Origin of the sequence: Neisseria sp. HMSC061B04, from assembly GCF_001836705.1 — a bacterium.
Classification (GTDB): Bacteria; Pseudomonadota; Gammaproteobacteria; order Burkholderiales; family Neisseriaceae; genus Neisseria.
The window spans coordinates 1-22,143 of the sequence record NZ_KV830177.1; the positions used below are offsets into that span (position 1 = coordinate 1).

General features: G+C 46.9%; 14 protein-coding genes and 1 pseudogene. 7 read left to right on the plus strand and 8 right to left on the minus strand.

The annotated features are described in order from the left end of the window. Nucleotides 1-316: 316 nt before the first annotated feature. From HMPREF2661_RS01980 to HMPREF2661_RS01995, 4 genes and pseudogenes are all read right to left on the minus strand, one after another. Nucleotides 317-1,783, minus strand: a complete 1,467-nt coding sequence (locus tag HMPREF2661_RS01980) for a surface lipoprotein assembly modifier (RefSeq protein WP_049343865.1) — start codon at nt 1,781-1,783, stop codon at nt 317-319. 318 nt (nt 1,784-2,101) lie between these two features. Further along, nucleotides 2,102-2,986 carry a Slam-dependent surface lipoprotein gene (locus HMPREF2661_RS01985; protein ID WP_049343863.1) on the minus strand — a complete coding sequence of 295 codons (885 nt, stop codon included), beginning with the start codon at nt 2,984-2,986 and terminating at the stop codon, nt 2,102-2,104. Between the two features lie 200 nt (nt 2,987-3,186). After that, on the minus strand, nt 3,187-6,456 hold the full coding sequence (locus HMPREF2661_RS01990; protein WP_070822203.1) for a TonB-dependent receptor domain-containing protein: 3,270 nt from the start codon (nt 6,454-6,456) through the stop codon (nt 3,187-3,189). A gap of 243 nt (nt 6,457-6,699) precedes the next feature. Then, nucleotides 6,700-6,915 (minus strand): annotated as a pseudogene (locus HMPREF2661_RS01995) (hypothetical protein); the annotation flags it as partial. 137 nt (nt 6,916-7,052) lie between these two features. Between HMPREF2661_RS01995 and HMPREF2661_RS02000 the strand changes: the two are divergent. The 7 genes from HMPREF2661_RS02000 to HMPREF2661_RS11115 all read left to right on the plus strand — a co-directional run bounded on the left by HMPREF2661_RS02000 (nt 7,053) and on the right by HMPREF2661_RS11115 (nt 16,164). Beyond that, nucleotides 7,053-9,251 (plus strand): TonB-dependent hemoglobin/transferrin/lactoferrin family receptor, encoded by a 2,199-nt coding sequence (locus HMPREF2661_RS02000; RefSeq protein ID WP_070822204.1) that lies wholly within the window; start codon nt 7,053-7,055, stop codon nt 9,249-9,251. A 72-nt stretch (nt 9,252-9,323) separates the two neighbouring features. Continuing rightward, the gene (locus tag HMPREF2661_RS02005; RefSeq protein ID WP_049360052.1) at nt 9,324-10,115 is read left to right on the plus strand and encodes a heme/hemin ABC transporter substrate-binding protein; all 792 of its coding nucleotides are present in this window, start codon (nt 9,324-9,326) and stop codon (nt 10,113-10,115) included. A 139-nt stretch (nt 10,116-10,254) separates the two neighbouring features. After that, nucleotides 10,255-11,196: a FecCD family ABC transporter permease gene (locus HMPREF2661_RS02010; RefSeq protein ID WP_049360051.1), complete on the plus strand. Its 942-nt coding sequence runs from the start codon at nt 10,255-10,257 to the stop codon at nt 11,194-11,196. A 46-nt stretch (nt 11,197-11,242) separates the two neighbouring features. After that, complete coding sequence (locus HMPREF2661_RS02015; protein ID WP_049360048.1) at nt 11,243-11,968, plus strand: ABC transporter ATP-binding protein; 726 nt, start codon at nt 11,243-11,245, stop codon at nt 11,966-11,968. A gap of 274 nt (nt 11,969-12,242) precedes the next feature. Next, complete coding sequence (gene hutW / locus HMPREF2661_RS02020) at nt 12,243-14,063, plus strand: heme anaerobic degradation radical SAM methyltransferase ChuW/HutW (RefSeq protein ID WP_049360044.1); 1,821 nt, start codon at nt 12,243-12,245, stop codon at nt 14,061-14,063. A 92-nt stretch (nt 14,064-14,155) separates the two neighbouring features. Continuing rightward, complete coding sequence (locus HMPREF2661_RS02025) at nt 14,156-14,773, plus strand: NAD(P)H-binding protein (protein ID WP_049360043.1); 618 nt, start codon at nt 14,156-14,158, stop codon at nt 14,771-14,773. A 572-nt stretch (nt 14,774-15,345) separates the two neighbouring features. Continuing rightward, nucleotides 15,346-16,164, plus strand: coding sequence for a site-specific integrase (locus tag HMPREF2661_RS11115; protein ID WP_168166706.1), 819 nt, complete (start codon nt 15,346-15,348; stop codon nt 16,162-16,164). Here the strand turns inward: HMPREF2661_RS11115 and HMPREF2661_RS02035 are convergent. From HMPREF2661_RS02035 to HMPREF2661_RS02050, 4 genes are read right to left on the minus strand one after another with little or no spacing between them, the layout of a single operon-like run. Continuing rightward, the gene (locus HMPREF2661_RS02035) at nt 16,148-16,843 is read right to left on the minus strand and encodes an IncC plasmid conjugative DNA transfer DtrJ family protein (protein ID WP_070822206.1); all 696 of its coding nucleotides are present in this window, start codon (nt 16,841-16,843) and stop codon (nt 16,148-16,150) included. The genes HMPREF2661_RS11115 and HMPREF2661_RS02035 overlap by 17 nt on opposite strands. After that, nucleotides 16,833-18,875, minus strand: a complete 2,043-nt coding sequence (traD, locus tag HMPREF2661_RS02040) for a type IV conjugative transfer system coupling protein TraD (protein ID WP_070822207.1) — start codon at nt 18,873-18,875, stop codon at nt 16,833-16,835. Before traD ends, HMPREF2661_RS02035 begins: the two co-directional genes overlap by 11 nt. Then, entirely contained in the window at nt 18,872-21,439 is a 2,568-nt protein-coding gene (gene mobH / locus HMPREF2661_RS02045; protein ID WP_070822208.1) for a MobH family relaxase, read from the minus strand. Before mobH ends, traD begins: the two co-directional genes overlap by 4 nt. Continuing rightward, nucleotides 21,436-21,855, minus strand: a complete 420-nt coding sequence (locus tag HMPREF2661_RS02050) for a hypothetical protein (protein ID WP_070822209.1) — start codon at nt 21,853-21,855, stop codon at nt 21,436-21,438. Before HMPREF2661_RS02050 ends, mobH begins: the two co-directional genes overlap by 4 nt. Nucleotides 21,856-22,143 lie beyond the last annotated feature (288 nt).

Consider the following 22,143-nt stretch of genomic DNA (forward strand, 5'->3'; position numbering starts at 1 on the left):
TTTTTAGTATAAAATCAATAGGTTTTAAGAGAAACTTGGCTATTTAATTTTACCTTACCTCTACTTCCTAATTTATTGTGTAGTGGAGTAGGAGAGATATAAGAATACCAAGTACCATCAAACTCTTGTGAAACAAGAAAGTGTAGGGGATAGCTAATTTATACTGCAAAGGCCGTCTGAAACATTAAGTTCAGACGGCCTATTTGCAAATTTTTTTAGCAAGTTGATAAGTTAAACTGTAAGAAATTTGCGAGTTAATCACATTATGAATATAAGATAATAATCTTACAAGAGATCATCTGGCTGACCTTTAATTTCAAAACCTATGCTCTATTTTAATTAGAAATTCATTCCGTTTATAGCGATTTAGCCAGGACGAGCTTTTGTTGTCAGTGTGTTTTACGGTGAGGATGGGTACGAAGCCGCGGAGGAAAGGGCGATCGAATTTGATGTCCAACTGGTAGGTGCGTTCGAAATCACGGCGGCGGGTTTCCAGCCAGGCATGGTAATCCTGATAGGCTGTTTTGCGCCAGATTGCCTGAAAGGTGGCGTCGATGCCGGATTCGAAACGTTTATTGACGCCCGCGCGCAGGCCGTGCCGGCGGTAGGAATCCACTTTTTCGCGGCTGTTTTTGCGCAGGTAGTCGTAGCCGCCGAATACCAGCCAGTCTTTCGGCAGGGCGTAGATGGCGGTGGTGAACAGAAGCGTCTGCGGGCCGTTGAAATGTTTTAATTCACCGCGGTAGCGGTCGTATTTGTGGTCGAGCTGCACGCCCAGCGAGGCTTGGTCGGAAAAGGTGCGGCTGTATGCCGTGCTGATGCCGGCGCTGCTGTCGCGCAGTTTCCCGCCCGACCATTCGTATTGCACCTGCGGGCCGATACTGAAGGAATGGTCTTTGCTCTGAAAACTGTAAGCGGGGCTGACGTTGATATTGTGTTCGCCGTATTCTTTGTTGCCGGGATAGAGCCGGCCCCATGCGTAGCCGCCCAGTTGCAGGCCGTGGTGGCCGTTGAGCGAAATGCGTCTGCTTAAGTTGGCTTCATATACCCACATCCGGTTTTTCAACGCATCGGGCGCGTAGGCGTCAAGCTGTTCGTTGCGGCAGGACAGCATTCCGGCATCGTCCAGAATCGGCTGCCCGTTCGAATCGAAACCGCAGCTTGTCTGATTGCGGACAACCGTCGTGCCCGACGACTGGTTTAAGTTGGTGTCGTAACCCGCGCCGAACGAAACCGAGCCGCTCCACGCATCGCGTTTCTTCAAAGCGTCGGCAAACACTTTGATTTTCTCATTGACGGCGGGCACTTCGGGAATATCGATGCCGTCGAACAATGCCGCCGATTCTTTGTTTTGTTTGTCTATAAACAGCAGCCGCGCCAAATCCAGGCGGCCGCGCAGAAATTCGGGATTTTTGCGGTAAAGCTCGCGGTATTTCGCCAGCGCGGCCTCCAAATCGTCGCGGGACACCGCCTGATTGGCCTCGGCAAACAGCACTATATCGGGGTCGTAATCATCCTGACGGCGGTAAATGTCTAACAGCCGAGCCGTTTCCTCTTCGTTTTGCGCGTTGACCGCCTTCATCAGCGACAACGCCAAATCTTCGCCGTCCTGCACTTCTCCCGCGCCGAATTCGATCGCCGTATTGTCCGCTTCGTTCCTTTCCTGCTGAGCGCGGCGGAGTTCCGTTCCCTGTTTGAGCTGCATGAAGCGGTCTTCCCTGTCGTCGGCAAACGCGTGGGGCAGCAGGCTGATAAAAAAGGGAAGGAGCAAAAGGCGTTTCATAAAATTCTTTCCTGTGTATCGGGCGGCTTTGTTTTTCAGACGACCTTTTCAAAGAAAAACTGACATTTCATCTTTACCGGGCAGAGCATTTTTTTATTTGAATGACGGGTCGTCTGAAAATGAGCTTCTCAAGCCCATCGAAACAGCACGCCTTCAAACTCACGGGCCGTTCGAAAAATACCGGCTTAAACGCATTGCGAAGCCCGATATTTCCGAACGGCCCTGTACGATGTGCATTGTGTGTCGGATGATTTGTGTTTTATAGGCGGACGGAATGGGAAACGACAAAAACCGTCCGCCTTATCGCATTATGATTCATTATTTGCCGATTTTCGTACCGCCAAAGGCAGTGTTATAGGCATGGTTTCGACCAAAATCAGCCACGCCCGCAATCGCTGCGCCTTGATTGCCGAAGAAATGACCGTGGGTCGTACCGGCCACTTTGTTTGCCGTAGCTGTACCGGAGAAGGAAGCCTGAGCCGTATTAATCGTGGCATTGTTGATGGCGACATTCAAACCTGCGCGTTCCATTTCTCCGTTCAGCGTTCGCTTACCGAAATCAGCTTTCAACGTACCGTTTAAGAGGGCTGTATTTTGCGTATGATATTGGTTGATACCCTTAACCGTATAAGTGGCAGTACCCGTAGTCGGCAGATTGGTGGTTCGACCCGTGCCGCTATAGAAGGCAGTGTAATTCGTACCTTTTGTACCGACAGCCGCACCGGAAGGAACGGCAGACCAGTCGCCGAAGTAAACATCCATATTACCGACTTTGGAATAAGACAGACGGCCCAAATGGGAATGGTCGGGCATTTTGGGAATCAGATGCCATGCACCGTTCATCCGATACAGATTGGCAACAGTAACGCCGTTTTTGTCTTTACCCAAAATACCGTGAGCAAACGTTTTAACAAAATATTTGTTCGCTGTCGCATCGATTTTAGCAAAAGAGACAGGCTTGTTATTGGCAATACCTTTCTCTGGAGTTCCTGAGACAGCCTTGGTATCGCTAACAAAAATGGAAGCTTTACCTTTATGCTCACCTTCGTTTTCAAGAGTAACACCAATATGCTTTACCCCTTCGACTTGAATCGATTCGGTCGTCGCACCAGTCGGGTTGGCTTGAAAACCTTTAGGTAGTGCAAACACAGAAGAAGCAGCAAACGCAACACTCAATACCGCAACGGTTTTTACGAGTTCCATAATTCACTCCAAAATAAAAATTTACAAAATCAACAAACTTTCTCAAGAAGAACCTGGATTAATCTTACAAATTCGCCCTCTTGGAAAAGCAAAGTAAGTATATTCCCATTTTTATAAAATAAAAACGGAAATTATTATCATTTATGATAATTTACATTTTACTAATATTAGAATTTTGATAATTGCATCCTGAAACTATTTTAGAACTTACCTGTAATCCCTATCCTGACCGTTCTGCCCGGTGCAGGCAGATAGGAGCGGCTCATCGGGTCGAGGTAGTAGCGGTTGGTCAGGTTGCTGCCCACCAGCTCGGCAGTCAGGTTTTTGCCGATTTTGTAGCGCAGGTAGGCGTCCCATACGGCGACAGGCTGCCAACGCATATCGTTATGCTGGGGCTTCATATTGTCATTCAGATATTTATTGCGCACATCGTAGAATGGCTGCCAAGCATCGTTGCGGTTTTCATAGACGCGGCTGTGGTAATGGAGGCGCACGCCTGTTTCCAGTTTGTTGGCAAGGAAACGGCTGCCCAATTCGGCATCAATCGACCAGCGTGGTTGAAGTGCGCTTGCCAGATAGCCCGAATCGGTCAAGCCGCCGTGGTTGCAGACAGGACGATTCATAGTCTTACCGTTTTTCACAAAATAGCTTGAATCAACCATGCCCTCTGTTGCGGATGTCCAAGTGAAATTTTCGTCGCACATTTTGTTTTTCAGGCTGCGGAATACGTTCAGGCTGCCAAAGACGCGTCCGGTATCGAAGCGGGTGGACAGCTCGACACCACTGCGGATTTGTCTGTCGAATTGTTCGAATTCGAGATTGCTGTCCCTATCGATAACGTTTTCGGTCTTGTTATGGAAGTAATTGACGCGGAAATCCGCTTTTTTCATTTTCGGTAACAGCCCCGTCAAATCATGAATATAGCCCACTTCCCAGTTTTTGGCGTGTTCGGGCCGCCAGCCATAGCCCATGCGGTTGAATGAGCCGGCGGCGGTAGAAAAGCCGTAAGTCCCTTCAAAAATGCTGGGGTAGCGCAGGGTTTCGGTATAGCGCAAATAGGCGCGGCTGTAATCAGTAAAATTGATGGTGGCAGAAAATGCAGGTACCCAACCGCTGCCCTTCTGCTTCATTGCCCTCTGTCTTTCGGCTTCGGTCATTGGCGTTGTGTAAACACTTGCACTGGCTGCGTAGTATTTAGGTACAAATTGCGGACTGTCTGGAATAGACGGGTCATATACAGGATTGGCGACTTTGGTGTGCAAATCAGGAATGCTGCCATTGGTAAGGGGATGATCCTGCATATTCAGACGGCCTTTATCGTCTTTCAACCAATAGAAATCCACCTTTTCATTAGGATTGACCCATTTTTCGCGATCATCTGTCAAAGTCGGAATATATTGCGAATTGACTTGAAACGAAGTCAGGCTAATTTGTGCATGTTTTTTTCTTTGTTCTGCGTATTCCTCTGTTTCATATAAAACTCCATAATCAAGACTGCCATTCGCCAAAGCATCGTCAATTGCCTTGTAATCCGCGTATTCTTGCGGCGTGGCAACCCTGCCGATCGAATATTTTATTCCCCTGTTCATTTCTAACGGATCGCCGGTCTTATTCGTGCCGCTTTCCAAACGTCTGCTTTTATCCTGAAGTTGGAAATTGGTATATCGCCCACCTGCCGTCAAAGTCAGCCAGCGGAAGGGTTCGTAGCGAAAATTAAAGCCCAGATTGTATTCACGCCGCTTGCCGTTGCGAGGTACACCGTATTGGTTCAATTCATAATTTGCCCTGATGGTGCTGTTTTCGAGTTCTTCCCGATATTTGTCGTATCCTCCCCGCTCCAGCTCGTCTGAAAAATCATTGCGCGATGTCAGTTTTTCATTTTGAAAATCGCCCATCAAAGTCAACGACAGTTTGTCGCTCAATTTCATACGGTTGGAGAATTGAAAGCCTGTACGGTTGTTACGGGCGTAATAGGCGTTGCCTTCAATAGTGTTGAACCTGCCGTTTGTATTGGGCGTTTCGGGTTTGGGCGGTTTTGGGACTTCAAAACCTGCATTCAGCAATTCTTGACGCTCTTCAGGCGTAGCTTTTTGCCATCTGTCGTACTCATCCCATGCTATTTGAAATTTGTTGTCCTCATAAACGGTATCGCCGGGTGAGCCACCTGCGGTATTGGTTTTGGATTTGGTGCGCGTTGTCCAAAGCGTGGCATCGAAATCTATCCAACGGCTGCCCTCGGGCTTCCACGAATAGTCGATATTGTAGGAACGCTGTTTTACCCATGCCTGCGGCCATTCGGCAATTTTGTTGAGGACGGACGCATCCCAACTGATGGGGCCGATAATGCGCGAAGGCATAATTTCGCCGAACGTGGAATCGGTATGGCGCAGGCCGAATTTGAGCGTTTGGCGGTTCGGCAGACGGAAGGTGGTTTTACCTACCCATGATTTGGTTTCGAGCGAGGTATTGCTGACTTCCCCGCCCGGATGATAAAAAAGTCCGATTTTTGAAATATCGGGTGCGCCCAGCATGTTTTCACTGCCGAAAAATTTCTCACCCTTGGCAGCGGCTTCTTCTTTACGACGTTTCAATTCGTCTAAAGTTTCTTGTGTCCAAGGACCGATATAACCGTAGCGTTCCGCGCCTTTTTTGCCGGAAAAATAATTGCCTTTACTGCGGTAGGCATAGGCAAGCATGGCATCGAAATTGTCCTGCTTGGTGGCGGCGGCAATGCGGTAGGCTTTATCCTCCCCAAATTTATTGCGTCCGTTGAAACGCTGGTCGATTCGGTCGGTATCGTCAAAAAACGAACGCCAAATACCACCCGTCGCTACTGCGGGAACAGGCAAGGTTCGATAATCGACTGAATGTTCATAAGCATTCTCACGCCTTTTGATGGAATTGTTGGAAGCCTCCGCCTTCACTTCAAAGCCGTATTTCTGCCCTTCGGGGACAATATCGTCGGCATCAATGGTTTTCAGGGCGACGGAGCCGCCTATGCCGCTTTTCATATCGCGGCTGAACGAGGGGCCTTTTTCGATGGAAACGCTGCTGATGATGTTGGGGTCGACGTAGTTGCGGTTGTTTGCGCCTGCGTAGCCGCGCCAGACGGTAATCGCCTGCTCGGTGCCGTCGATGGTAACGGGAATCCGTCCCTGTCCCTGTACGCCGCGTATATTTGGGTCCAGCGCACCGCTGTTGCGCGCGTCGCCGCTGTACACGCCGGACATACCGCTTAAAAGGTCGGATACGGTGTTGCCTTTGAAGGTTTCGACTTCGTTTTTGCCTTTGTAAAGATTGACGATTTCGCGGGTATAAACTCGGTTTTTACCGATTTCATCCTTATTTCGAGTTCCTTTGACAGTGATGGTATCGAGAATAACTGTCGAATTATCTGCAGCATAAACGGTAGGTGCAAAACCAATGGCGGCGATACAGGCGGAGAGGGTTGTAATTTTGATCGGTTGCATAGAATGTATCCATATGGCTTGATTGGTAAGGCCGTCTGAACAAGACAGACCGAAAATAGATGCGATTACACTCTGACTGAATTTAGGTAAATAAGTTTGATTATTATTTATAATTTTGTGTAATTCTAACTAATTTTTAATAATATGGAAATGTTTTTGAGTCTGAAGTAAATAGAAGGATGAGGGATAAGAGGAACAAATAAAAACTTGTTTGAAAATTTCAGATAGCTTTTGATTCGGATTTCAAATGCAACACTCGGGCACCAGTGGTTGGAACAGATTTAAAAATAAAATACTTGGCGTTTCATAAGCTAAATGTTTTTTCGGCGATGCGCTTTTCTGATTTTTGCCGATGAAGGTGTCGGCTTCCCAATTGCCGATGTGAGATTTTTGGTCAAAGACGGCGGATGGGTTTTCTACGCTGACGAGGTCGGGCACTTTGCCCCTGGTTCATGAATTACTGATTTAGCTGCGTCATACTATATTTTGCGATTCGAAATGGTTGTTAGTGCTGTCTTACGGTTTCTAAACTTGCAAAAACCGCCTATTTGTTTTATAAATGAAAACCATTTTTATTCGAATAATAAGGTTATGTAATGAAAAAGAAAGCGATTGCCTGTGTAGTAGGGGCGGTTTTTTCCGGACATTTATATGCGGCTCAGATGCCGGTAGAGCAGGCCGAAATAGAGCCTGTGGTGGTTACTGCCGACCGTAATGCGCAAACCTTGGATAAAGCCGCGCCGAATGTGTCGGTTATCGGACGCAAAACCTTGAATCAAGCCTCGGCGCAGAATTTGGACGATATCGTGATGTATGAATCCGGCGTCAGTGTGCCGTCTGACAACAACCGCCGTGGCCATGCGGGCATTAATATCCGGGGCATAGACGGCAACCGCATTCTGATGATGGTGGACGGTGTGCGCATTCCCGAATCTTATGCAGGCGGCGGCTCCAACGGTGCGATTTCGGGACGCGATATGGTCGAAAGCGACACGCTCAAGCAGGTCGATATTGTCAAAGGACCTTATTCCGCGCTCTACGGCAGCGATGCGCTCGGCGGCGTGGTGAACATGGTCACGCTCTCACCGAGCGATTTCGTCGATGCGGATAAACGCGGTCATTTCAGTTTGAAACACGGCTATCGCAGCCGCGACCGCAGTCACGGCGTAACAGCGACAGCCGCCGGTTTCCATGAAAACGCCGAAGGTCTGCTGATGCTGACGCGCCGTCAAGGTCATGAAACCGAAAACATGGGCAGCGATACCAGCTACTCGACTGCACGTACTGCTACCAACCCGCAGAAAAACAATGCCTACAATATCTTGGCGAAAGGCAATATCGGCAACGAACGCCACCGCTTGGAAACTTTGTACGAGCAGTATTACCACGCCAACGATACTGTATTGGCAAACGGCTTGGGTTCGCAATCGCGCGGGCCGGTAACCATTGCAACATCCGAGAGCAACGCCCGAGACCGCATCCGCCGTCAACGTATCGAAGCGGGCTACCGCTACACTGGTGAAGGCCGTCTGAAAGAAGCGAACCTGACTGCCTATCAGCAAAAATTGCGTACAGAAGACGATGCCGTCGATGTCAGCATGACGCGCATGGGCGCGCGTCTATTAGGTAACTCGACCCGTTATTCCGACTACGGTTTCAATCAGACCATACGCGGACTGAACGGGCGAGGCGTGTGGGAATTTGATGGCGCGGTCAAACAAACCGTCGTTGCCGGCGCAGAATATAAACACGCCGAGACCGCCCGTCCGCGTGACAGCCTGACAGTGGACAACCTGACCGGCGCCGTCAGCAAAATCTATGCAGGCAGCACCTATCCGAATAAAACTTTCCCCGATAGTAAGCGCAAAACGTTTAGCGTTTACGCGCAAGACAGCCTGACCTTCGGCAACGGCATCGTCCTGACCCCGGCCTTGCGTTACGAAAAAGACAAGCTGAACACTTCGACCGACCAAGCTTATCTTAACGCCAACCCCAGCGGAACGGCGACGCGCTTCAGTGATTCCGCGTTTACGCCCAGCCTGCGCCTGAGCGTGCCGATGGGTGAGCAGTTCACCGGTTTCGCTACTTATTCCCAAGGCTTCCGCACGCCGCCGTTTGACAGCGCGACCATGGCGTTTGCCAATACGACCTACGGCTATGCCGTCATTCCCAATGCCAACCTCAAATCCGAACGATCCAACAGCTTTGAATTGGGGATGAAATTTAAAAACGAACGCACCCGTGCGCAAGTCACCGCGTTCTACAACCGTTACCGCAACTTCATCAACCGCACTGAAATCGGTACCTCCACCGTTGGCAGACGCCCAATTATCCAGTACCAATATCAAAACCTAGATAGGGTCAAAACCTACGGTGCAGAAGCCTCTGCCGCCTACAAATTCCTGCCGGGCTGGCAGGTTTCCGGCAGCATCGCTTGGATGAGCGGCAAACAGCAAGACGGTACGCCGCTGGATTCCGCTTATCCGCTCAACGGCGTTTTGGGCTTGGATTACACGCAGGAAAAATGGGGTATCGGCACCAAGCTGCGCTGGTCGAAAAAACACAGCCGCGTCAGCAGCGACACTGTTTTCCAAGCGCCGGGGTATGGCGTATGGGATGTCGGTGCGTGGTACAAGCCGTTTAAAAACCTTGAAATCGGCGCAAACATTTACAACGTCGGCAACAAAAAATACTGGCAGCATGCAGACGTTGCCGGCATGAGCCGTACCAGTGTGATGGACTTGTACACCGAAAGCGGCCGCAATTTCGCCGCAACCGTACAACTGAAGTTCTAAAGTGATTCAACCGTTTTCAGACGGCCTGAGAAAGTGAGCAGGCCGTCTGAAAGCATTCGACAAGGAAAATCAATGAAACTCAAACTCCTTCTGCTTTCCGCGCTTATTTCGTTGGCCGGCACTGCACACGCGCAACGCATCGTCGTGTTAACCCCTGATACGGCAGACATTGTTGCTGCGCTCGGCGCATTGGACGAAATTGTCGGCCGAGATCAGACCGTTCAAAACCCGGCGTTGAAAAACAAGCCCAGTATCGGCATTCATCGCCGTCTGACGGTTGAGCCGATTGTGGCCGCCAAACCCGACATTGCCATCGGTTCATGGATGGCGCAGCCTGCCGATATTTTTGCCCACCTGCAAAAAGCAGGCATTAAAGCCGTCAATGTTGCACCCGACGACAGCATCGCCGCCTATCCGCAAAGTATCCGCAACATCGGTCAGCTTATCGGTAAAAGCGCGCAGGCGGACAAGTTGGCAAGCAAGTGGCAGGCGGATATGAAACAGCAGCCTTCCAACGGCAAACGCTACCTCTTCAGCTACGACGGGCGCATCGTATCGGGCAAGAATACTGCCGCCGACGAAATCATCCGCCGTGCCGGCGGTATCAATGCCGCAGCCGCCATTGACGGCCTCAAACCGATGACGCGTGAGGCATGGATTGCGGCCAAACCCGACATCATCATTATTGCCGACCACAACACTGCCATGATAGGCAACGTCAAAACCTTTGCCGCACGTCCCGAAATCGCCGGCTCGCCTGCCGCGAAAAACGGCAAAATTTATTTGTGGAAGGCCAACGATATGTTCCGTTACGGGCTGGATACGCCGCAAGTGATTCAGCGTTTGCACGGTTTGGCGAAATAAACGCGCCTGATTTGAAAAAACTGCCCGATTTTTGTTTTCAGACGGCCTTGATGTGTTCCTTCTTGTTGAGGAGGCAAAACGGCTGTCTTAAAAATGCCGTCTGAAACCGTTCCTCAATCCGCTTGAACCGCATGATGTCATGAAACCGCATACCCTTACCCTCTGCCTGCTGCTTACTGCCGCCGCCGTTTATTTGTGCTGCGGCATCGGTTTTGGCGCGTGGGAGTCGCCGCTGGCGATGGATGAAACCGTCCGCCAAATTCGTTTACCACGCATCTATACCGCGCTTTTGGTCGGAGCCGGTTTGTCCGCTTCGGGGGCGGCATTGCAGGCTTTATTTGAGAACCCGCTGGCCGATCCGAGTTTGATCGGGACATCGGGCGGTGCGGCCTTGGGCGTGATAGTGTTATTGGCTTTGGGCGGCGGCGCGATGGGTGTGCCGGCGGCGGCTTTTCTCGGTGCATTGGGTGTGTGCCTGCTGATTTTGGCGGTGCACAAACTACTCGGCGGCGGTACTTTGGGATTGCTGGTGTTGGGTTTTGTGTTGAGCGCGTTTTCGGGTGCGGTAGTCAGCATGATTTTGTTTTTATCTGACGATTTGGTATTGCGCAGCGCGACCACATGGCTGTCGGGCAGCCTTGCTGAAGCCGGTTTCTCATCGCCTGTCACGGCAATCGCGGTCATGTTGCCCGGTTTTCTGATTTTGCTGTCGGCAGGCAGGCGGCTGGACGTTTTGATGACGGGGGAAGACACGGCTGCCAGTATGGGGGTGTCGGTTGGGGCATTGCGTGTGCAAACCGTAATTGGCGCAGCATTGATGACGGGGGCGGCGGTGTCGCTTTCGGGCATCATCGGTTTTCTCGGCATGATGATCCCCAATGTGCTGGCGCAAACCGTCGGTGGCAGCCGCCGCAAATTGATTGCGCTGTCGGCTTGGTTGGGCGCAGTATTTTTGATGGTGGTGGACGGCGCGGCGCGCTGGCTGACATACCCTGTCGATCTGCCGGTCGGTATCGTGATTGCCTTATTGGGCGGACCGTTTTTTATGTATTTGTTTATCAAGCCTTTGAAAAGCCGTTGATGTTTGAACAGGCCGTCTGAAACTTCATTGCCTCATATTTTTTGCCATGCACTCTTTATTTCAAATCCGTAATCTTTCCGTCCGCGTCCAAGACAAAACCCTGCTAGAAATCGATCAACTGGATATACCTCACGGCATAACCGTTATTATCGGCCCAAATGGTGCGGGTAAATCTACTTTGCTGCGGGCCTTAATCGGGCAAACAGGGCAGGGGGAAATCACGCTTTTCGGTGAGGCCGTTGCGCCGCAAATCCGCACGGGCAGGGTGGCATGGGTCGGGCAGCATGGCCGTTACAACATGCCGATGAGCGTACGCGAATACATTGCGTTGGCATCATTCGTACAAAAAGGCCGTCTGAACCATGAATGGGCGGACGAGTTGCTCGATTATTTTGATTTGACGGTCTTGGCGGATAAGCGCATCGGCAAGCTCTCAGGAGGCGAACAGCAACGCGCCAACATCATCCGCGCCCTGTTGCAAAACGCGCCGGTCTTGCTTTTGGACGAACCGTGCAACCATCTCGATATCCGCCACCAACACCGCCTGATGCAGTATTTGGTCGGGCATTTGAACCGTGCCTCATCAATGATGGTATTGCACGATTTAAACCTCGCCGCGCGTTATGCGGAACATATTATCTTGATGAATAAGGGAAAAGTAGTTGCATCAGGCAAGGTGGGCGAAGTGATGCGCCCCGACTTGCTTGAATCGGTTTACGGTTGGCAGATACGCCGTTGCAAAGATGAGGCAGGGTTTTATTTCAGAAGCTGAGCGCCAAAAGGCCGTCTGAAAAACGATAAATAAAATTTATTGTATTGTTCAAAAATAAAACGAGATGGGAGGATGTTCTCAGCTTGAAGAACCAAATTTTGCGCATTTCACAAGTAAAATGCCGATTTCCATCAAATAGAAATATATTTTATTATTTATAGAATACAATATTTTAAAATAATACTAATTTTTAATTACACAAAAATATTGACAAGAAAATGATGATGGTTATTTAATATATAAATCTTATTAATAATTTTTATTAATCATTATCATGGTACAGCAGCTTGTTTGGACTCCGAAACAATCCGCGCCCAAGGCATTTCCCGAACGTCAGGCATTAATGCCTGTTTGGGGCGGTGTTCCAATGCCGCGTCCCCAGTGGCAGAACATTTGGAAGAAAAAGCTTCCCTATGCTACCGATGTGGATGCGCTTGCTTATCTGCATATTCCATTTTGCGCCAACCATTGCGTTTTTTGCGGCTTCTACCGTAATGCGTGGAAGGATAGCCAAAGCAGCGTGTACACCGACAAAATTATCGAAGAAATGGCCGCTGAAGCCGAAGTTCGTACAGGCAAGGGCAAAATCCGAGCTGTTTATTTCGGGGGCGGTACGCCGACCGCATTGCTTACGGAAGACATCGTCCGCTTGATTCGTGCCTGCTATCAATATCTGCCGCTTGCCGAAGACTGCGAGTTCACCATCGAAGGGCGCATGAGCCATTTCAATTTGGAAAAAGCACAGGCCTGTCTCGAAGCAGGGGCCAACCGCATTTCCATCGGCGTGCAAACCTTCAATACCGCCATCCGCCGCCGTCTCGGCCGCAAACACAGCGGCGACGAGGCGTTTGAATATTTGGCAAAATTGTGCGAGCTTGATGCCGTAATTGTGGCCGATTTGATGTTCGGCCTGCCCAATCAAACCGATGAGGTTTGGCAAAACGATATTGCACGAGCCGCCGAACTGCCGCTGTCCGGTTTGGATACGTATGCGTTCAACCTTTATCCCATGCTGCCCATCAACCGCATGATTGAAAAAGGTGCATTTCCGACACCGCCGGGTTTCGATATTCAGGCAGACCAATATGCCTACACGGTTGAAACACTGCTGGAAAAAGGCTGGGAACAGGTCAGCAACAGCCACTTCGCCTATCCCGGCCGCGGCGAGCGCAACCGCTACAATACCCTGATCAAATCCGATATTTCCTGTTTAGCATTCGGCTCCGGAGCAGGTGGTAACTTCGGCGGTTTCAGCTATCAGGTGCAGGGCGATTTGGAGAGCTATCTTGCCACGCCGAAAGGCGAGAAAAACATCGCATTTATGAGCGGCCATAGCCCAAATAAAGCACTTCTCAGCAAAGTCCAGCACGATATTGAAACAGGCCGTCTAAATCCATCATTGTTCGACGGCAACAAAGCAGCGCAAAAGCTGATTGCCCAATGGCAGGAAATGCAGCTTTTTAAAGAACCCGATTCAGACGGTCTGATCCGTTTGAATACCAGCGGCCGTTATTGGTCGCCCACCCTTATCCGCAAACTCATGCTCACTCTTCCGACTCAAGAAAAGGATCAAACCATGCAAAAACTTTCAGCCGAACAACAAACCATGTTACGCCAATCATTGGAAAAAAATCCCGGCCAAGTGCTGGAAATGCTGGCCGCGCAAAACCAATGCAGTTTTGAAGACGTTATCCGCTGCCTGCCTGAAGAGAACGTGCGCCAAACCGAAGGCAGCCGCATTGTCGAAATTCTCCAAGCCATCGCAGCATGGGATGAATCCGTTACCTTTATCGCCCACACCCCCGATGCCATCGTCGAAGTCAGCGGCAAACTGCCTAACGGCAAAGTCGGCCGCGGTTTCTACAACTTTGACCATCCCGAAACCGACGGCGGCGTACACGGTCATATCTATTACGAAAACTGCGCCTCCATCTACCTTTTGGAACGCCCGTTCATGGGCAAAGCCACTTGCTCGCTCAACTTTATCAACCGCAACGGCGGCGCCATGTTTAAAATTTTCGTCGGCCGCGATGAGACAGGCGAGTTGAAACAACATCAAATCGAAGCCATGCGCAAACTGTTTGATGCTGCTTAAACAGTTTCAGACGGCCTGAAAATCCGTTCCTTGTTGCATAGAGGAGCGGATTTTCTAACAACAAACATCTACCATACAAAGGAACCCCAAACATGCAACTCATCTTCGGAGCCAACGGCCCGTCCGGCCGCGCCTATATCCGTACATTGAACAATTCAGCCGATACCGTCGCCGTATTGAGAAAGCCGTCTGAAGACAGCTTTTTTGCAGAACACAATATTCAAACCGTCGTCGCCGATGCACTTGATGCAGACGCGCTTGATAAAGTGTTGGCACAATATCGTCCCGACACCGTGATCAGTTTTGTCGGCGGCAAAAACGAAGAGGGCATCCGCAGCGATGCTCTGGGCAATATTAACATTATTGCCGCCACGAAAGCCGCCAATCCGCAAGCCCGCTTTGTACTGATTACCAGCATGGGCTGCGGCGAACAATGGGATATGATGAGTGAGCCGTTCAAACAGGCACTCGGCGAAGCCGTCCGTGCTAAAACAGAAGCCGAAATCTATCTCAAACAAAGCGGTTTGAATTGGACCATTTTGCGCCCCTGCGGCCTTGCCGATGGCGAAGATAATGCCTATACCTTGACACAAAATGCCCAAGAAATTCCGCAAAAATACATGACGCGCAACGGCTTGGCCACCGCTGTTGCTGCCGTTGTCAGTCAAGCGGACAGCAAGGGCGAAACGTATAGCGTTGGTACGGCATAAACGGATTGAGTAGATTGCCTACTTTCCATTGTTAAAGTTGGAGTAGGTAATTGATTAGCAGCTGATCAAACAATAAAGGATTTGCTGAGAAAAGACTGGGGGATATAAATAAAAGGCCGTCTGAAAAATTTCAGACGACCTTTTACTTTTGAATTCTGTAAGTAATTGAACTACTGAGTAAAACAGGATTTAACAGACTAAAATGTTGGCATTATGAATTTAACATAATATAAATTATGTAGTTTTTCCCTATACCTAACAATCGCCGTTGTTTATTCCTGTTTGTTAACTATTAGTTAATCATAAAATATTGCATTCATATAATACTCGAAATTTGAGTATTTTGCAAATACTTTTCAAATCTTAGCAACTTCTTCATACATTATAACACTAAGAGTACATCAGCTTTGACAGGTAACGTGGGTTAATAATAGATGTTCTCTATAAGCAGTAACCAATATAATTTGATCTTTTCAGAATTTACGAGCTACTTAAAATCTCAAAAATATTCCACATCAACCATCAAGTTGTATCAACACAAACTCCAAATATACGGACAAATCGTACAATCAATGGGTTACTACGATTCTTTTGTACTTAGTGATCCTAATGTGTTTAAAAAGACACTAATTCTGTATCATCGCTCACTCAACAAAAGTTCAATTAAACGTAAAGAAGTATCGTCTTTAAATCAGTATATTGCAAGTTGGCACTGTTTTAGAAATTGGTATTGTTTTACTAGAAATTTAAAGGTTTCTTCTCAAAAAGTAAGATATTTTAAGAAACCTGATAGCATGGTAAATTCAATTCCCATGTACCAAATTTCTGTACGAATTCCCAAAGATGAGCATGACATCAAACAGATAAGAGACTGGTGCATTGTTGATCTGATATATCATGCCGGTTTAAGAAATTGCGAATTATCCCGATTACAAATCCGCAATTTCGTTCAACACGAACAAGCACTGCTTCTTGATAATAGATTCAAGAGGCCAAGAATTGTGTATCTTGACCAGCTAACTACTCATTATCTAAAAAAATATCTAAAATTATTACCACATCATTATGGCATGCCAAATGGTTTAAATACAAAATTTCCCTTGTTTACGAAAAAAAATGGTACTGCAATTACAAGGAATGAAATTTCTAAAATAGTTACAACCTCAATAACTGCAGATTTGGAGCACCCCTTATCGCCTGGTACGTTGAGAAAAATCTGTGTATTTAATTATTTGATTTCTTCCAAAGACGTTAGGGCAGTTCAAATTTTGATGGGGTATAAGAACGTAACTTCAGTTCAAAAATACTTTAGCCACGATGTTAACCCTATGCGTAATGAACTGAAAAAGGCACCACATAGGTTCCACTGGAATCCTAAAGATACTTTTTAAGATATTTGGCCTGCATGAAAATCATCCAAATTGCCGCTATCAAAGGCAAAGAGAGCAAGTAGGGCGAAATTGATATAGGAATACACATATAAATCATGCACCCCAACCAAATAATTCCTGTTCTCCAGTATTTTGCCCGGTGATAAATTCCGGCACTCTCCCGTGAGGCATTTTCCTGTCTGATAGCTCTCATCACTAACCCATCTATCAAAACCGGTATTGCAAAGATTGCCGCGATACCCACGAACAATGCCAAGTTTCCTAAACGTAAGGAAATAACCTTCAATGTTGCATCAAATTGTTGTAGGTATTTCATACGGGGAGCTAAGTAATTTTTGAATTTATAGCCGAAATCGGCCTCTGACTTAGCTTTCAGAGACTCATTGACTAATGTCAGGTCAAAAAATACCGTTTTCAGCCCCTTGTAACTTAGTTTGGCAATTTGCAGATTAATAGTATCGCCAACCTCTTTTCCTGGAAACGCATCATGGCCAACAGACTCAGACCATTTGATTTCATCTTCCAAGAGATTACCGGTACCGAAATAGTTTTGAGTCAACATCGAACTACCAAAGATAAGTAACACAATCAAAAATAAGGTATAAGCAGCTTTAAACGGGAGGAATAAGAACTTTAAAGGCAATGAGTTCATGTACCATGCGCTTGTATTAGACGGCATAACTACTTCCCTCCGTAAATGCGTTTTCTTCAGCCGAAGGCTGGCTTAGTCTGTAAACTTCGCGCATCTCAGCCGCCATTTCACCAATATGTGCTGGAATTTTCTCCAGCTTGTCCTTTTTGGGTAAGGGAAGCCGAATTTTATATAACTGGCCACCTTCAATAAGCGCGAAAGCTTGACCCTTTGGCAATTGGGTTAAATCAGCGGGCGTTAACATAGGAACTGTCTCAGCACCGATCCTGTCTTCGTTTCCGCTGCTGAAATCTTCGTGACTATCCGGATAAGCAACATCTCCAGCCCTTGATACCAAGGTGCTGGTCATAATTTTGACTTCCGGTAACTGATTGGTCAGCATCTCTGCTGTTTCGACGGTTTTCACCCTAAGCATAATCATCGTATTCAAGTTGCCACCAATTTGACCTGCTTTAGCCGGGGAGCCAATTTTGGCTTCAACGTCTTTCCATGTTTGTGTATAAACCGTCACTTGATAGCCGGCACCACCGGCCTTATTCAATAACGGAATAAATTCGTCACCGATTAATTCATTGAATTCGTCTGCATGAATTGAGACTTTTCTTTTCTGAGTTTTTCCACTCTGTCCAACCCCATGGCCAAATTTATAGATTTGACCTGCAAGAGAGGTTAAGTCAGCAAACATCGCATTACCTACGGCTGCTGCAACTTCGGCATCAGATAGGGAATCCAATCCAATATAGACGACTGCATTCGATTCCATGACTTTGCGCCAGTCCATAATGATTCTTGGATCTGACAAATCCTCTGTATCCGGGCTGATAAGCTTGGCAACTTCGCCAGTCGTCAGTTTCTCCAGTAATGGATACAGAGAGCTGACTAGCTTCTCAAAATAGGATCTGTCATTGGACAAAATACCACCCAAGGCGTCAATAAGAGGTTCGTTGTGCTTTTTGGCTTTCAAGAATGAACCGAGCTTCATTGTGTCCAAATTGCGCCCAGTCTTTACTGCGCTTTTTGCTTCCGATTCCGGCATATCAAAATTGTCGAAGTCTTTTTCCCAACCAGGGTGGTGCTTATCCAATATCTTTTTAAAGTAATCCCCCGCAAGTTCATCTACATTTGCAGCAGACTTATAGATATTTTCATAGCTTGGTTTAATGGATAAACCTTCCATGGTTTTCGTTAAAACGTTGACGAAACGCCATACAAAATCTCGGAAAGCAGCAGACTGACCTTCAGAGGGCAGTTGGTTCGCAATCCTTGTCGCCACCTCGGTAATACGACCATAATCCCCGATAGGGTTGTACCGGCAACTGTACTCGGGGAAACCCAAATGGAACATATAAAATGGTCTGTTTGATTTTTGCGATTCGACATACATTCGAGTCATCAGGTCAGCATCGCCTTTGGGGTCAAAGGCGATCGTTACATCACCCCGCCGAATATCCTGAACAATCATGGTTTCACATAGTCGGGTTTTACCAACGCGGGTTGTGCCCAATACAACCTTGTGGCCAACGCGTTCCCCTAAATCTTCCCAAATATCATCTTCATCAATTTCAATGCCATGTAATTCAGGAGAACCTCCCACCGGAGGTAAGGGAGCAACCGGATTCCACCATGCTGATTTCCGAGTTATGCGGGAAATCCAGTCTGTACCCATTGTCTCAATCTCATGTTTTCTCGCTGCCTTATAGAGTTTTGAGGGGTTACGAAGTCCGTCATTCTCAGGCTGGCGAACCATAAAAAGACGTTGGGTATGTGTTTGTGTCCATCTAAATCCTTTCCCAAGAAAAAGTGCTTTATCAGAAGAAGGAATTTCATCAGCGGTAAGGGCATAATAGGGCAGCTTCCGAATATTTTTACGGAAACGCATAATGCGTAATGCTGATAACGCGCGTTTGACTGAAACCACCGAAAAAATGGCTAAACTGCCATAAGCAATTACCGGAGGTACAGGCAAATGTGCTACTGAAACCGCTGTGGTGGAGTATGCGGCTACACTGATCCATTCATAGGGTGATCGATAAACGTTTTCAGGAAAGTGGGCACTCATTTTTGTTCCATTACTAATAAGTCGGATTCATCCAATTTAATATCGGTATTATTCTGAGGTCTTGAACCTGGCTGTATGATATGTTTGATATTATGTTCAGGGATAAGGTAGCAATAGAAGAGTCTGCGATTGCTACCATTTGTCGTTAGAACCCTATGCAATGAGCTTTTTTTCGTCCTTGCATGCAACCTCAAAGCTTCAAAGCCTTTTTGTGTAAGAGGGCCTAGGCTTTCCGTATCAGATTTATTGAACACGCCGCCGGCGTAATCTCTAAATACGGCTGGCGTAACCAACAGCATTCCCTGTTCAATAAAGTGGACTGTTGCACCACTTCTATTGACAGCTATGCTGCCGTCTCCTAATCCATCTGCCAGCCATCGTAAAAACTGCATACCACGGTCTCTGGCTTCCATATGTTTGGCTTTGACTGAATCCTCGACTATTTCGGTTGACTCTGTTTCTGATTGCTTTTTCAAATTACGTTCAGAAACTAAGGCTTCGAGTTCGGCCATATTCTTCGCTCCGCTTGCAAGGCTATCTAAACCTTGAGAGTCATCCATGACTTGGACTGGACGTGGACTAGATGTAGGTTCTTTTAGTCTTAGCTGCTCCAGTTCACGCATACCATTTTGTGCTGATTCAGATTCAGGTAATGAAACTGCTTCAGTATTAATTTGATGGTTCACTGTCTCAGTTGTTTTAATCTGTCCGTGATCTGATTCAGGATCAGCTGTTTTCTCAACAGGTTTACGATCGTCTGAGAAAAGGTCGGCAAGTTTTTTACGACCTGCTTTGGTACCCGATTTAATTGTTTTTGGAGTTTTATCTGTCTCAGTGTCTTTAACCTCAGTGTGAGGTTTGGCTACTGTCTCAGTTTCAACTTCCACGCTTATATTTTCCTGAATTGGGCTAACGGCATTTACTGCTGTCTCAGCTTCTGAATTGGTTGGTTCTGTTTGTTCTGAATCAGGTTCTATCAGGTTAAAGTTTTCGATTAGGTTATCTATTGAGCTGTAATTCCGTTTATTCGGGTTTTCTGCTTTTTCTACCTTACTGGATCTATTTTCCTCTGGAGCAGGTGTATTCTTACTGTTGTCAAAAGCAGAGTTCACTGTCTCAGTTTGATTTTTTTCGGGTAGGGAAGGCTGTTCTGTTATTTCCGGTTGAATAGACAGAAAATCCATTTTGTCTTTGGTGTTGGCTGACTTAATTTCAATATCTTGTGCTTGAATTGATGTTTTATCCTCCGAAGCTACAACATATGCTATTTCTTTTTTAGCGGCTACTTCAGAAAGATTGCCTAAGAACTCCGCCGGATAATCTCCATCCGGATACAAGGTTTTGGCATTGAAACAAAGTACACTGAATACATTGCGAACCTTTTCACCGTCCATGCGGGTAAACTCTACCTCTATATGGGTAATTGCCCTGTGAGGATCGTTTTCCGGCGGAATGACGGCACGGTACTCAAATAATGTGTCAAATATCCTTTGGTTATCAGTTGGAAATGACCCTGCAGCAGGATGTTGATTTTTTCTCAAATACTGCCGGATGTAATCAGGTACATTTTTTGACATCAAATAGATACGATCACCCTTGCGGAACAGGTCACCACCGGCAGTCGTTGCGATGCTGAAATGGACCCCTCTGTCGGATAACATTTCCTTCAATGTTTCCATAATCGTTTCAATAAATGGTTTACGCTTGGCAGTTGAGAAGCGTTGACGGCTACCACTTCGTAAATCCCGTGAAACCGAAGTCATATCAGCATTTTTTATTAACTGCTCAAGAGGACTACCATCTTTTTTCCCACTCAGATAATTTCTCAAGGTAATCATTAAATTTGGATCTGTTGTAGCAAGCCATTGTCTGACATGCGAAGGAACCAAAGCTTGAAAGAATGTCCAAGCGATTTCGGCATGTGTGCTGTAAGCAGACTTTGCATCAGGAAATTCGACACGATAATAAAGCTTACCGCTTTCAGCCATAGAACCTGCATCAGGCAACCATAGCAATTTTTCAAGGCTGGTAGCCGAATCAAATAGCTCAACTTGAAATCCAGTCACAGTTTTACCAACGTCATGGAGTAGGGCTGCACACATGATGCCATAACGCCAGGCCGCAGTTTTCTTTGCTATTTCCTCTGTTTTGGCATTAGGCGGCCATGATTGAGATGTCGATGCGACTAGGGCCAGTGCAGCTACATCGAGTGTATGGCGGACTAAACCACCATCACCTGCATGGTGATGAGACTCACTGGCGGGAAGCCTTTGAACAAAGGCTATATATTTTTCCAAAAAGGGAAGGGCATCCTTACTCCAGTTTTCATCCGACAACCCTAAATTCATCTTTATACCGGATATTTGAGGGCTTAAGTCGAGCACCTGAATCAGTTCATGCGCTTTTAAAATGCGAAACCGGTCATTGACTATGTTCTGATCGCGATGGGAACCCTCATCATTATGTGATGCGGGTTCAGCACTTTTTTTGGTATTTATCAGGTATAGCATTGAGCCACCGATAAGCATTAGTGAGGATGCTAATGTGATAAGGCTTGTTTTCATGATGCTTTAAGCAAAGATTTTAGCCACATGCTGACTTCTTCTTTTTTGGCATGTGGTATATCAGCAATCAATTGATTGGGTAACGTAGTATGTCTAATACAAAAATCACCGAAACTTTCTTTTAGCGAATTCCAGTATTCTGAACCGTATTGAGCCATGAGAAATAAGATTTCAAAGTCATCGGCCAATGCGTTTGCAAAAACCGTGTCATTAATTTCTTCCGGCAATGGCTCTAAAAGTTTCTCCAGCTTCTCGATAAGGAAGGTTGCCGTATTTTCATCGTCATCAAGAGTCATCATTTCCAGATAACCGGTAGCACGCTGCATCCAGTACAACAATACGCAAGACCAGTTTTTATCGATATTTGTAAAGCGATTTACGACACCAAGAAGCTTGGAAAGATCTGTTTCATTCATTTTGATTAAAAAGTCAGAGTTGTTAAACCATTCATATAATCAAAAAAAGTTACTATGTCAAAAATCAAAGTAAAAAAGGTTATTTTAATTAGAATTGTCACAAAACAGAGTTTTTAGCGTATAATTACGCCCCTTTTAATAAACAAAGACCTGCATTTTGACATGCAGGTCTTTGTTTTACCTTTAACTTTTATCCTTTTCCCTTAAACCTTTTCCTTTAACCATTAAGGCTGTTGCTTTACCGTTACAGCTTTTAAAAAAGGCCGGCTGCGATTTTTTTAGCAGACG